Genomic DNA, 14156 nt, shown 5'->3' on the forward strand with positions numbered 1-14156 from the left:
GTTGGCAAGAGTGCGGCTATGAGTGGGAGCAGGGGGCGGTCAAGGCAGTTGCTGGGGCATGCAGGCGGCGAGGTCTTCGAGGAAGGCGTGCAGGATCGGTGGCGGTGATACCCCGCGACGGGTAACGACATCGAACGGCGAGGTCAGGTCCAGCGCGCTGGCACCCAGGCGGCGCATCTCGCCGGTCTTTACCCACTGCTCGGCGAAGTGCACCGGCAGGAAGCCGATGTAGGCGCCGGAAATGATCAGGATCGCCGCCGCCTCGATGTTCTCGACGGTGGCAGCGGCCTTGGTCATGCCCAGTTGCTCCAGGTCGTACTCATTCATGTAACCGCGCACAACGATACGGCAGGCGCGAACGTCCTCGAGCAGACGACCGTTCGACGCCTTGCTGGCAAACAGCGGATGGCGGCGCCCACAGTAGAGTCCCAGGGCTTCGTTGTAGAGCGGCAGGTAGGACAGCCCCGGTACCCGCAGGGGAAAGTGACCGATGGCCAGGTGCAGGCGACCATCCAGGACACGTTCCTCCAGCTCTGCGGGGGCGCCGATGTAGATGTGCAGATGGGCGTCGTGACCGCGCGAGACAAAACGCTGGGTGGTACGCGGCAGCGGCGAGTCGGGATCGGTCAGGGTGGAGTCGATGATGCCCAGGTTGAGCTTGCCGCTGATGTGCTGTTTGAGCACGTCGGCGTCCAGGCAGAAGCTCTCCACCGCGCTGAGCAGACGCAGGGTGGCCTCATGGATCGCTACGCCTTGCTCGGTGAGGCGAAAGCCACTGCGCCCGCGCTGGCAGAGCTTGACCCCCAGGCGGGTTTCCAGGTGCGTCATCTGCTCGCTGATCGTCGACTGGCCGGCATTGAGTGCGGCTTGCGCGGCGGAAAAGCCACCGCACCTGACAATGGTGGTGAAAACCCTGAGCAGTTTCAGGTCGACATCGTGGAGCTGAATCACCCTGGCCTCCCGGCCGGGCGTCACATCGTGGCGGCTGATATGAACGCACGGCGTTGTTGTTTTTTTTTCCAAGCTAACCATGTGCATGTGTCGACCGCAATGCCTGGCGTCTGAAAATACGCTGGGCTGCAGTGGCGGTGTTTTTCTGGCAACTGACATCCGTACGGATACTTCAGGTTAGACGATGTATGCATCTGCACTTGAGCATTTTTCCTTGACCGGCCTGCCGCCATAGTGGCTGCAACGGTGGTCGAGCAGTCGCCCCGTCTCCTGACCAGAACAATAACGTGGAGAAACTCGAACATGGCAAAGCACGGTTATGAATCCGGCCGTCTGAACCTGCCCTTCGTGGGCCATTGCACCTTCGCCAAGTCGCCTATTTGCACCGACTGGGATGCCATCGATGCCGACGTGGCGATCCTTGGCGCGCCCAACGACATGGGCACCCAATGGCGCTCTGGAGCACGTTTCGGACCCCGTGGCATCCGCGAGGCATCGACGCTGTTCTCCTTCGGCCATGCCGGCGCCTACGACTTTGAAGATGACGCCACCTACCTGACCGATGACCAGCTGCGCATGGTCGATGTCGGCGATGCCGATATCGTTCATACCGACATGCAAACCAGTAACGCCAACATCGAATCGGCCGTGCGCCAGATCCTCGCCGCAGGCGCCATGCCGGTGGTGTTGGGCGGTGACCACTCGATCCACGCCCCGGTGATCAAGGCTTTCGAAGGGCACGGGCCGATCCATATCGTGCATTTCGATGCGCACCTGGACTTCGTCGATGAGCGCCACGGCGTGCGTTACGGCCACGGCAGCCCGCTGCGCCGCGCCTCGGAGCTGGACCATATCGTCGGCATGACCCAGATGGGCATCCGCAACGTGTCTTCCTCCAACCGTGACGACTACGATGCCGCCCGCGAAGCCGGGTCACAGATACTCTCGGTGCGCGACGTGCGGCGTCTGGGCTGCGAGGGGGTGATGGCGAAAATCCCCGAGGGCCGCGACTACTACATCACCATCGACATCGACGGTTTCGACCCGTCCATTGCTCCGGGCACGGGAACACCGAGCCACGGCGGTTTCTACTACTACGAAGTGCTGGAAATCATCCAGGCATTGGCCCGGCGCAGCCAGGGCCGGATCGTCGGCATGGACCTGGTGGAAGTGGCGCCGGCCTACGACCCGGCCGGTGTCACCTCGATCCTCGCCGCGCAACTGCTGATGAACAGCATCGGCTTCATCTTCCACGCGCGCGCCAACGCTCGCTGATCCGGAGAATCCCAGTGGACAACAAGGTAAAAGCCTACCTGCAGGCCTTCGGTGTTTCCGAGGCCGCCCAGCGTTTTCTCTGCAAACCCCAGCGCATGTTTATCGGTGGGGCGTGGCTTGAGGCCAGTGACGGTGCCAGTGCCGAGGTCATCGAGCCGTCCACCGAGGGCGTGCTGACGCGCATCCCGATGGGCACCGCTGAAGACCTGGACCGTGCCGTGCGTGCCGCGCGTGCACAGTTCGATGGCGGCCCCTGGAGCCAGCTCAAGCCGCTGGAACGCGAGCGCCTGATTCATCGTCTGGCCGACCTGATCGACGCCAATGCCGAGGAGCTGGCACAGATCGAGTCCATCGACATGGGCAAGTCGGTCGTCCAGGCGCGTGCCGTGGATATCCAGGGCACCGTCGATACGCTGCGCTACTTCGCTGGCTGGGCCAGCAAGATCCACGGGCGCACGGTCGAGCCCTCGCTGCCCGGCAATTACCTGGCCTACACCCGCAAGGAAGCGGTGGGCGTGGTCGGCGCCATTGTGCCGTGGAATTTCCCGTTGCAGACTATGGCCTGGAAGCTCGGTGCGGCCCTGGCGACCGGCTGCACCGTGGTGGTCAAGCCGGCAGAACTGACTTCGCTTTCAGCTCTGCGTTTCGCCGAGCTGGTCCAGGAGGCGGGCATTCCCGACGGCGTGCTGAACATCGTCAGCGGGCGCGGCAGCGTGGTCGGCACGGCGATGTCCAGCCACCCGGGCATCGACAAGCTGAGCTTTACCGGCTCCACCCCGGTGGGTTGCTCGGTGGGCAAGACGGCGATGGACCAGATGAAACGCCTGACCCTCGAACTGGGCGGCAAGTCGCCGGTGATCGTGTTCGCCGACGCCGATATCGAGGCGGCGGCCGAGGCGGTCGCCAACGGTGTGTTCTTCAACTCGGGGCAGGTTTGCGATGCTGGTACCCGCGCCTATGTCGAGCGTAGCATTTACCCCCAGTTCCTCGCGGCGCTGGCCAGGTATACCGCCACCCTGAAGGTCGCCCCGGGCCTGGATCCGGACTGCTTCATCAGCCCCATGGTGTCGCGTCAGCAACAGCAGCGGGTGCTGGACTACATCGCTCTGGGCAAGGCCGAAGGGGCGCAGCTGTACTACGGTGGCGAACCTGTCGAAGGCCAGGGCTTTTTCGTACAACCGACGATCTTCGCTGACTGCAACAACGACATGCGTATCGTGCGCGAGGAGATTTTTGGCCCGGTACTGGTGACCGCTCCGTTCGACACCCAGGAGCAGGCGCTGGCCCTGGCCAACGATTCGGTGTACGGCCTGGCGGCGGCGATCTACTCCAATGACCTGGGCAGGGTCCACGGCCTGATTCCGCAGTTGCGTGCTGGCACGGTCTACGTCAACGCCCACAGCACCCTGGACCCGTCCATGCCGTTCGGTGGCTACAAACAGTCGGGCTATGGCAAGGACATGGGCGCCGAACAACTGGAGTTTTTCCTGGAGACCAAGGCGGTCTGGATCACCTTGCCCTGAGGAACAGGGCAGACCTGTGTCGCTGACGGTTGGCGGGCGGCGCAGGTTTATCACATGCATCGTATTTCAAGAACAAGAACCTATCGAGGTGATGCTTATGAACAGCCAAGTGGATGTAGAACGTGCGCAAGATCTGGACAGGCGCATACGCGCCTATGAAGAACTGGAGAGCAGGGCGGACTGGCCCGGGGCATTGAGCGCTGGCGATTTTCTCGCGCTGACCTTGCTGACGCTGGTCATGGTTGCCGGGGCTTACTTGCTGGGAGGTCATCCATGAACTCGTCCAGAGAGCAGGAATTTCGCCTGAGCGCCGAACGGGGCGATACGCCGTTGCTGCCCAACGAGCGGGTGTGGGGCTTCTGGGGCTTTGCCTATGCCAACTCGGCGTTGGCGGTGGCCACCTGGGTGTTTCTGATCGGCGGCGCCACCGCGCTGTTCGTCGGGCCTTTGCAAGGCATCAGTGCGATCGTCATCGGTAACATCATTGGCGTGATTCTCGCAGCGTCATCCACTTGCCTGCCGTGCGGCAAGTACGGCGTTGAGCAGTTCACTTACCTGCGCAGTATGTTCGGCCTCAACGGCAGCCGTCTGGTCTATGTGCTGTCGGTGGTAGTGCTGACCATGGGCTGGCTGGCGGTGCTGGGGCTGATGTGCGGGCGGGCGCTAGACAACCTGGAAACCCTGGTGCAGCACAGCCAACCCGACGGCGACGGCTGGCTGGTGACGGCGGGCGCGTTGCTGGCCATCGTCCTCGCAGCGCTGGTGGCCATGCGTGGCCCGGACATGATCCGGCGCTTGAGTGCGGTGATCGCACCGAGCCTGATCCTGATCATGCTGGCGCTGATGTACTTCATTTCCCAGCGTTTCAGCTTCGCCGAGCTGCTGGCCATGCCGCCGTTGCAGCCGCCTTTTGCCGATCAGCGCATCAACTTCATGATCGCCGTGGAAATCAATATCGCCGCCGGCTTCTCCTGGTGGCCGTACATCGGCAACCTGTCGCGGTTGTGCAGCAACCAGCGCACGGCCTTCTGGCCCAACCTGGTGGGCATTTTCGGCGCCGCCGCGCTGGGCGAAAGCGTCAGCCTGTTCGCCGCTTCCACCCTGGGCAGCAGCGACCCGACCACCTGGATGCGCCTGGCCGGTGGTGTGGGATTCGGCGTGGTGGCGTTGGCTTTCCTGGCGCTGGCCAACCTGACCGGCATGGTCAACATCCTCTACACCGCCGTCATCGGCCTGCGCCAACTGGCCGGGGAGCGCTTGCGTAGCGTGCGCTGGGGGGCACTGGTCGGGCTGTTCTGCGTGATTCCGGTGCTCATCGTGCTGTGCTTTCCGGGTATCTACGACGGCTTCTTCATCTTCCTGGTATGGACCTCGGCGTTGAACAGTGCGCTGGCCGGTATCGGCATCGCCGATTACTTCTTCCTGCGTCACCAGCGCGTGAACCTGCGCCATGTGTATGCCGCGCCAGGCGCATCGCCGGTGCGCTTTTGCAAGGGCTTCAACCCTATCGCCCTGTTGGCGCTGGTGGCGGGGTTCGCGATTTACGTGGTGGTGTTCAACCCGCAGACGCTGGCCAACACCAGCTTCTTCACCTTCGCTACCGCCTCGCTGCCGTCCTGCCTGCTGGCCGGGCTGGTTCACTACGGGCTGACCCGGCTGCTGGCCACGCGGCTGGGCTGGGGCGCCTACTCCAAGGGCAATGAACGCAACATCGAGGCCGCAGGCTTCGGCGCAAAGGACTAAAACCATGAACAAGCGATACGACTACATCATCATCGGTGCAGGCTCTGCCGGCTGCGTTCTGGCCAACCGCCTGACCGAGGACGCCGGTACTTCGGTGCTGGTCCTGGAGTTCGGCGGCAGCGACCGCAGTGTGTTGATCCAGATGCCCAGCGCGTTCTCATTGCCGATGAATACCAAGAAGTACAACTGGCGCTACGAGACAGTCGCCGAGCCGCACCTGGACGGCCGGCGCCTGCACTGCCCACGGGGCAAGGTGCTCGGTGGTTCCTCCTCGATCAACGGCCTGGTCTACATCCGTGGCCATGCCTGTGATTTCGATGAATGGCAAAGCCTGGGCGCGAAGGACTGGGGCTATCGAAACTGCCTGCCATATTTCAAGCGCGCCGAGACCTACAAGTTCGGTGGAGATGACTATCGCGGCGGTGCAGGCCCCCTGGCCACCAACAACGGCAACAACATGCAGAACCCGTTGTACGGCGCCTGGGTGGAGGCCGGTGCCGAGGCCGGCTACATCAAGACCGACGACTGCAATGGCTACATGCAGGAAGGCTTCGGTGCCATGCACATGACGGTGAAGGACGGTGTACGCTGGTCCACCGCCAATGCCTACCTGCGCCCGGCCATGACCCGCCCCAACCTGACCGTCGTCACCCACGCCATGACCCGGCGCATCCTGCTCGACGGTAAACGTGCGGTGGGCGTGGAGTACGACGAGGGTGGCCAGACCCACAAGGTCTATTGCAACCGCGAGGTGCTGGTGTCGTCCGGTCCGATCGGCTCGCCGCACCTGTTGCAGCGTTCGGGCATCGGCCCGCAGGCGGTACTGAAAAAGGCCGGTATCGAGGTGCGCCATGACCTGCCTGGGGTCGGCGAAAACCTTCAGGACCATTCGGAAATCTACATCCAGTACGCCTGCAAGGAACCGGTGACGCTCAACGGCAAGATGAACCTGCTGGGCAAGGCGATGATCGGCCTGCGCTGGCTGCTGTTCAAAGACGGTCTGGGTGCCAGCAACCATTTCGAAGCGGGCGGCTTTATCCGTTCGTCCAAGGGGCTGCGTTGGCCGGACATCCAGTTTCACTTCCTGCCGGCAGCGATGCGCTACGACGGCGACAAACCGTTCAAGGGCCATGGTTTCATGGTGCTGACCGGGCCAAACAAGCCCAAGAGCCGTGGCCATGTGCGGGCGCTGTCGGCGGACCCTTACCAGCACCCGGAAATCCGCTTCAACTACCTGGAGAGCGAAGAGGACCGCGAGGGTTTCCGCCGCTGCGTGCGCCTGACCCGGGAAATCATCGCCCAGCCGGCGATGGACCGCTTCCGCGGCGAGGAGCTGGCGCCAGGGCCGCAGGTGCAGACCGATGAGCAGATCGACGCCTTCGTGCGCGCCAACATGGAAAGCACCATGCACCCCTGTGGCTCCTGCCGCATGGGTGAGGATGACATGGCGGTGGTTGATTCCTTGCTGCGTGTGCGGGGTCTGCAGGGGCTGCGGGTGATCGACTCTTCGGTGTTCCCCAGCGAGCCCAACGGCAACCTCAACGCGCCAACCATCATGCTCGCCGAACGCGCCGCCGACCTGGTGCGCGGGCGCGAGCCGCTGGCGCCGGCCGAAGTACCGGTCGGCCTGGTGGAGGGTTGGGAAGAGCAACAGCGCAGTCGAGTGCCGCTGCGCAAGGTAAGCGCCTGACGACCCGGTGGTGTGGGAGCGGGCTTGTCCCGCGATTGCGACCTGTCAGACACATCGCATCGCGCGGCAAGCCCGCTCCCACCGGCGGGCGGCACCAATCAGTCCGGACTGAATGCGTTCCATTGGAGCGAAAACGCTACACTGGGCCCAGGCGTAGGGTTTATGACGTTTTAATGCCGTTGGGCAGCCGGATTAACGACTTTTCATGGAGTGACTTCATTACACCCAATAAATACAACGCTGCATAAAACAACGCTTTTTCGCTTGGCATAGACCTTGCTCTTTCATTGGCACTCCGCCGCACCGGCTGAGGTGTTTGAACTTGTGACGTTATAAAAACAATTAAACTAGCAAGGTAAAGCCTAATGAAAAATTCGACGCTGGGTCCGCCTGACAGCGAAGCGCACGAACTCCAACGTAATCTCTCCAACCGCCATATCCAGCTGATCGCCATCGGTGGCGCCATCGGCACTGGTCTGTTCATGGGCTCTGGCAAGACCATCAGTCTGGCAGGGCCGTCGATCATCTTTGTCTACATGATCATCGGTTTCATGCTGTTCTTTGTAATGCGGGCAATGGGCGAGTTACTGTTGTCCAACCTCAAGTACAAGTCGTTCATTGATTTCTCCGCTGATCTCTTGGGACCCTGGGCAGGGTTTTTCACCGGCTGGACCTATTGGTTTTGCTGGATAGTGACCGGCATCGCCGATGTTATTGCGATCTCCGCCTATTCACAGTTCTGGTTCCCGGATATCCCGCAATGGTTGCCGGCACTCAGTTGTGTGGGGCTGCTGCTTTCGCTCAACCTGCTGACCGTGAAGATGTTCGGTGAACTGGAGTTCTGGTTCGCCATGATCAAGATCGTGGCCATTTGCGCTTTGGTCTGCACCGGTCTTTACATGGTAGTTGCGGCCTATCAGTCGCCTGCTGGCAATGTCGCCTCGCTGGCCAATCTGTGGAATGACGGCGGCATGTTCCCCCATGGTGCCATGGGCTTCTTCGCCGGCTTCCAGATTGCGATCTTTGCTTTTGCCGGGATTGAGCTGGTGGGTACCACGGCCGCAGAAACCAAGAACCCGGAACGCAACCTGCCACGGGCGATCAATTCTATTCCGCTGCGTATCATCGTTTTCTATGTGTTCGCGTTGATCGCGATCATGGCGGTTACGCCGTGGCGTGATGTTGTTGCCAACAAGAGCCCCTTTGTCGAGCTGTTCGTTCTGGCCGGTCTGCCGGCGGCTGCCGGGATCATCAACTTCGTGGTCCTGAGCTCTGCCGCGTCTTCGGCAAACAGTGGCGTCTTTTCCACCAGCCGCATGCTCTATGGCCTGGCGGTGGATGGCGATGCGCCTGGCAAGTTCAAGGCGTTGTCCAGCCGCGCAGTGCCCTCCAACGGTCTGATCTTTTCCTGTGTCTGCCTGTCGGCGGGGGCGCTGGTGATCTACCTGGTGCCGAACATGCTCGATGCCTTCACCCTGATCACCACGGTGTCGGCGATCCTGTTCATGTGCGTCTGGTCGATGATCCTGCTGTCGTACCTGGCGTACCGCAAGCAGCGCGAACAGCTGCATCGTGCCTCGAAATACCGCATGCCGGGCGGCATCTTCATGAGCTGGGCGTGCCTGGTGTTTTTCGTGGCCATGCTGGCCTTGCTGGCGCTGGAGGAAGACACCCGCAAAGCGCTGGTCTTCGTCCCGGCCTGGTTCGTAATCCTCGGTATGGCTTACCGAACGATGCGCCAGAAAAAGTCGGAGGGCGTGCAGTTGTCCTACGACGCGGACTGATAGCCACATTCACGCTTTTACTCGGGGGGACGGCACGCACGGGCCGTTCCCCTGTCGTCTTTGCACAACCCGGGAGTTGTCATGCGCATCCACGTCACTTTCATCGACCGCGTTGGCATTACCCAGGAGATCCTGGCATTGCTGGGCGCGCGCAACCTCAACCTGGACGCGGTGGAAATGATCCCGCCCAACGTCTATATCGATGCTCCAGCGCTGTCACAGGCCGTGCTCGACGAACTTCACGACGCCTTGCTGCGGGTGATCGGGGTCCAGGCGGTGGAGCTTGTCGACTTTCTTCCCGGCCAGCGCCGGCACCTGCAGTTGGACGCTTTGCTTGCGGCGATGAGCGACCCGGTACTGGCGGTGGACCCCGGTGGCCATGTGCTGCTGGCCAATCCGACGCTGGTCAGCCTGGTCGGTCGCGAGCCAGCGGGTGAGCCGTTGTCCAGGCTGTTCGCCGAACCCGACCTGGCGCAGACCCTGATCGACAAGGGCTTTCGCCTGCCCATGTGCGAGGTCAGCTTGCAGGGCCAGGCGCTGCTGCTGGAAGCCACGCCCATCAGCGGTGGGGCCGACGCCTTGGTAGGTGGCCTGCTAACCCTGTACCCACCAAGCCGTATCGGTGAGCGTCTGGCTTCGCTGTTGCACGATCATGCTGAGGGGCTACAGGCGCTGCTGGGCGAATCGGCGCCGCTCAAGGAGCTCAAGGCGCGCCTGCACAAGGTGGCGAGCCTGGAGGCGCCGGTGTTGATCCAGGGCGAAACCGGCACGGGCAAAGAGCTGGTGGCGCGCGCCTGCCATGCATTGAGCGTGCGCCGTGATGCGTCCTTCCTGGCGCTGAACTGTGCGGCGCTGCCGGAAAGCCTGGCCGAGAGCGAGCTGTTCGGCTACGCCGCTGGCGCGTTTACCGGCGCCCAGCGCGGCGGCAAGCCGGGCCTGCTGGAACTGGCCGACGGCGGCACGGTGTTCCTCGATGAAGTGGGCGAGATGTCGCCGTACCTGCAGGCCAAGCTGCTGCGCTTTCTCAGCGACGGCAGCTTTCGCCGGGTTGGCGGTGGCGGCGAGGTGCGGGTCAATGTACGGGTGGTCTGCGCGACGCACCGCAACCTGGAAAACATGGTGCTCGAAGGCAGCTTTCGTGAAGACCTCTATTACCGCCTCAACGTGCTCAACCTGATGGTGCCGCCGTTGCGCGAGCGCGGTCGGGACATCCTGTTGCTGGCCGAGCATTTCCTGCGTTCTGCCTGCGCGCAGATACAGCGCTCGCCGTGCCGACTGGCACTGGCCACCCATCCGCTGCTGCTGGGCAATCGCTGGGCAGGCAACGTGCGCCAGTTGCAGAACGTGATCTTCCGTGCTGCGGCCATCAGTGAAGGGGAGGTGATCGATTGCGGCGACTTGGAGCTGGCCGGTACCGCCCTGAACAACCAGCAGCCCGATACACCGCAAGTCACCAGCCTGGAGGCGGCTGTGCAGGGCTTCGAAAAATCGCTACTGGAGACGATGTACGCGGCCTATCCCTCGACCCGGCAACTGGCGGTGCGCCTGCAGACTTCGCACACGGCCATCGGCCAACGCCTGCGTAAATACGGCATCGCCAACCGGGTCTCGTAGCCGACCTGGTTCGAATACGCTCCACTGGAGTGATTGTGCTCCAGTCGGGCCTGAGCCGCGGCTTCATTGGCCCGTCCCGCCAGGGCTGGCTGCCGGGCCCAGGCAGCGGAGCGATTTCGCTCCAGCGCCGAGGCTTGAGATTGATTGGATTTGTCATACAACTAATTGAAATATAAAGGTTTTAATTAGTTGGCACTGCCCTTGCTCTTGTAACAATCAGTCCTGCACCAGGACCCACCTGATAACAAGAGAGGAAGATCCATGACCACGTTGCGTTTTACACCCGAACACGAATGGCTGCGTCTGGAAGCGACTGGCGAACTGACCGTCGGCATCACCACCTACGCCCAGGAAGCCCTCGGTGATGTGGTGTTTGTGCAGTTGCCGGAGCCGGGCGAATACGGTGAGGGCAATGAAGTCGCGGTGCTGGAATCGGTCAAGGCCGCCAGCAACATCAGCATGCCCCTGAGCGGTACCGTGGTGGCGGTCAATCAGGCCCTGGCTGACGACCCCGAACTGGTTAACGCCTCGCCGATGCAAGACGGCTGGTTCTTCCGCATCCAGGTGGCCAACCTTGCCGACCTCGACGCCCTGATGGACCAGGAAGGCTATGACCGTTTCCTGGCCGACAACGCCTGAGCCAGGGGACCGACATGACCAATGCATCCATCCCACTGACAACCGACAACGAGTTCATCGCCCGTCACATCGGCCCGCGCGAAGACGACATCGACGCGATGCTGGCGCTGATTGGCCATGACAGCCTCGACGGCCTGATCGACAGGGTCATTCCTGACAGCATCAAGGGCACCAGTGTGCTTGAGCTGTGCAAAGGGCAGGGCGAGGGCGAGGCGCTGGCCTCGCTCAAGGCCATCGCCGCGAACAACCAGCTGTTTCGCAATCATATCGGCCAGGGCTATTACCCTTGCCACACACCGACGCCGATCCTGCGCAACCTGCTGGAGAACCCGGCCTGGTACACCGCGTACACACCCTACCAGCCGGAGATTTCCCAAGGTCGTCTGGAAGCGCTGCTGAACTTCCAGACCCTGATCAGCGACCTGACAGGTATGGAGATCGCCAACGCCTCGTTGCTCGATGAAGCCACCGCAGCCGCCGAAGCCATGACCTTCTGCAAGCGTCTGGCGAAGAGCAAGGCCCCGGCGTTTTTCGTCTCATGCCATTGTCATCCGCAAACCCTCGACGTACTGCGCACCCGTGCCGAGCCGCTGGGTATTGAAGTGGTCATCGGCGATGAGTCGGCACTGCTTAACCAGAACCTGGATGGCTATTTCGGCCTGTTGCTGCAATACCCGGCCAGCACTGGCGCTATCGTCGACCATCGCGCCCTGGTGCAGCGCGCCCATGCAATCGGCGCGCTGGTGGCGGTGGCCGCCGACCTTTTGGCCCTGACTTTGCTGACTCCTCCGGGTGAATTAGGTGCCGACGTGGTAGTGGGCAGTGCCCAGCGTTTTGGCGTGCCGCTGGGCTTTGGCGGCCCGCACGCGGCGTTCTTCGCCACGCGCGACAGCTTCAAGCGCGACATGCCCGGGCGCCTGGTCGGCGTGTCCATCGATCGCTTCGGCAAACCGGCCCTGCGCCTGGCTATGCAGACCCGCGAGCAACACATACGCCGTGAGAAAGCCACCAGCAACATCTGCACCGCGCAGGTGCTGCTAGCCAACATCGCCAGCATGTATGCGGTTTACCATGGTCCGCAGGGCCTGGCACAAATCGCCCGGCGTGTGCATCGGTTGACTGCGATTCTGGTGCGCGGCTTGCAGCAGCTCGGCTACAAGGTCGAGCAGCAGCACTTTTTCGACACCGTCAGCGTGGTGACCCCAGGCCCGGTGGCCGGGGTACTGGCCGCCGCCAACGCCGCGCGTCTGAACCTGCGGCTGATCGACGAGCAGCGGGTCGGCCTGTCGCTGGATGAAACCTGCGAGCAGGCCGCCGTCGAGGCCTTGTGGCAAGTCTTCGCCGCATCCGGGCAGACGCTTCCAGACTTCGTCGCGCTGGCCGCCGACACAGGCGACAGCCTGCCGTTGCCGCTGCTGCGCGGGACGCCGTTCCTGCAGCATCAGGTGTTCAACCGCTACCACTCGGAAACCGAACTGATGCGCTATCTGCGGCGCTTGGCCGACAAGGACCTGGCCCTGGACCGCAGCATGATCGCGTTGGGCTCATGCACCATGAAACTCAACGCTGCCAGTGAAATGGTCCCGATTACCTGGCCCGAGTTCGGCGCCTTGCACCCGTTCGCCCCGGCCGAGCAGTCGCTGGGTTACCGTCAGCTGACAAACGAGCTGGAGGCCATGCTTTGCGCGGCCACCGGTTATGACGCCATGTCACTGCAGCCCAATGCCGGCTCCCAGGGCGAGTACGCAGGCCTCTTGGCGATCCGCGCCTACCACGCCAGCCGTGGCCAGGCGCAGCGCGATGTGTGCCTGATTCCATCGTCGGCCCATGGCACCAACCCGGCCACGGCGCAAATGGCCGGCATGCGTGTGGTGGTGGTCAACTGCGATGAGCGCGGCAACGTCGATGTGGCGGACCTGCAAAGCAAGGCCGAGCAGCACCAGAATCACCTGGCCGCGCTGATGATCACCTATCCCTCGACCCATGGCGTGTTCGAAGACGGCATCACCCGCATCTGCGACATCATCCATGAGCACGGCGGCCAGGTGTACCTGGACGGTGCCAACATGAACGCCATGGTCGGCCTTTGCGCACCGGGCAAGTTCGGTGGCGATGTTTCCCATCTGAACCTGCACAAAACCTTCTGCATCCCTCACGGCGGTGGCGGCCCAGGTGTCGGCCCGATCGGCGTCAAGGCGCATCTGGCGCCGTTCCTGCCGGGGCACGGTCACATGCAGAACCAGTACGGTGCGGTCAGTGCAGCGCCGTATGGCAGCGCCAGCATCCTGCCGATCACCTGGATGTACATCCGCATGATGGGCGGCGAAGGGCTCAAGCGCGCCTCGCAGCTGGCGATCCTCAGTGCCAACTACATCGCCCGACGCCTGGAGGAACACTACCCGGTGCTCTACACCGGCGAGAACGGCTTGGTCGCCCACGAATGCATTCTCGACCTGCGCCCGCTCAAGGACAGCAGCGGCATCAGCGTCGAGGACGTGGCCAAGCGCCTGATCGATTTCGGCTTCCATGCCCCGACCATGTCCTTCCCGGTGGCCGGCACCTTGATGGTCGAGCCGACCGAGAGCGAGTCGAAGGAGGAACTGGACCGTTTCTGTGAGGCGATGATCTGCATCCGCGAGGAAATCCGTGCGGTGGAAAACGGCACCCTGGACAAGCTCGACAACCCGCTGAAGAACGCCCCGCACACCGCCAGCGAGCTGGTCGGCGAATGGCCTCATCGCTATGGCCGGGAGCTGGCGGTGTACCCGCTGGCCGAGCTGCGCGAGAGCAAGTACTGGCCGCCGGTGGGGCGCGTGGACAACGTCTACGGCGACCGCAACCTGGCGTGCGCCTGCCCACCGATGTCGATCTATCAAGACGCTTGACGATGCTTGGGTGGGAGCGGGCTTGCCCCGCGATGCGATGTGACTGGCTGCA

General features: G+C 62.8%; 10 protein-coding genes. 9 read left to right on the forward strand and 1 reads right to left on the reverse strand.

The window, feature by feature from the left end; translation table 11 throughout:
• Positions 1-39: 39 nt before the first annotated feature.
• Positions 40-951 (reverse strand): LysR family transcriptional regulator, encoded by a 912-nt coding sequence (locus C6382_RS07710; RefSeq protein ID WP_107023923.1) that lies wholly within the window; start codon positions 949-951, stop codon positions 40-42.
• A 303-nt stretch (positions 952-1254) separates the two neighbouring features.
• Between C6382_RS07710 and speB the strand changes: the two genes are divergently transcribed.
• From speB to gcvP, 9 genes are all read left to right on the forward strand, one after another.
• Complete coding sequence (speB, locus tag C6382_RS07715; RefSeq protein WP_107023924.1) at positions 1255-2226, forward strand: agmatinase; 972 nt, start codon at positions 1255-1257, stop codon at positions 2224-2226.
• 14 nt (positions 2227-2240) lie between these two features.
• A complete protein-coding gene (locus C6382_RS07720; protein ID WP_107023925.1) occupies positions 2241-3749 on the forward strand; it encodes an aldehyde dehydrogenase in 1509 nt (502 codons plus the stop codon).
• Between the two features lie 97 nt (positions 3750-3846).
• Positions 3847-4026, forward strand: a complete 180-nt coding sequence (locus C6382_RS07725) for a hypothetical protein (RefSeq protein ID WP_107024083.1) — start codon at positions 3847-3849, stop codon at positions 4024-4026.
• The gene (locus C6382_RS07730) at positions 4023-5492 is read left to right on the forward strand and encodes a cytosine permease (protein ID WP_107023926.1); all 1470 of its coding nucleotides are present in this window, start codon (positions 4023-4025) and stop codon (positions 5490-5492) included. Before C6382_RS07725 ends, C6382_RS07730 begins: the two co-directional genes overlap by 4 nt.
• 4 nt (positions 5493-5496) lie before the next feature.
• Positions 5497-7182, forward strand: a complete 1686-nt coding sequence (betA, locus tag C6382_RS07735) for a choline dehydrogenase (RefSeq protein WP_107023927.1) — start codon at positions 5497-5499, stop codon at positions 7180-7182.
• A 365-nt stretch (positions 7183-7547) separates the two neighbouring features.
• Positions 7548-8966 (forward strand): D-serine/D-alanine/glycine transporter, encoded by a 1419-nt coding sequence (gene cycA, locus C6382_RS07740; RefSeq protein ID WP_107023928.1) that lies wholly within the window; start codon positions 7548-7550, stop codon positions 8964-8966.
• Between the two features lie 81 nt (positions 8967-9047).
• The gene (locus tag C6382_RS07745) at positions 9048-10580 is read left to right on the forward strand and encodes a sigma-54-dependent transcriptional regulator (protein ID WP_107023929.1); all 1533 of its coding nucleotides are present in this window, start codon (positions 9048-9050) and stop codon (positions 10578-10580) included.
• A 261-nt stretch (positions 10581-10841) separates the two neighbouring features.
• The gene (gene gcvH, locus C6382_RS07750) at positions 10842-11219 is read left to right on the forward strand and encodes a glycine cleavage system protein GcvH (RefSeq protein ID WP_107023930.1); all 378 of its coding nucleotides are present in this window, start codon (positions 10842-10844) and stop codon (positions 11217-11219) included.
• Positions 11220-11233: 14 nt separating this feature from the next.
• Positions 11234-14104 carry an aminomethyl-transferring glycine dehydrogenase gene (gcvP, locus tag C6382_RS07755; protein ID WP_107023931.1) on the forward strand — a complete coding sequence of 957 codons (2871 nt, stop codon included), beginning with the start codon at positions 11234-11236 and terminating at the stop codon, positions 14102-14104.
• The last annotated feature ends 52 nt before the right edge of the window (positions 14105-14156 follow it).

The organism is Pseudomonas sp. BBP2017, from assembly GCF_003024385.1.
Taxonomy (GTDB): domain Bacteria; phylum Pseudomonadota; class Gammaproteobacteria; order Pseudomonadales; family Pseudomonadaceae; genus Aquipseudomonas.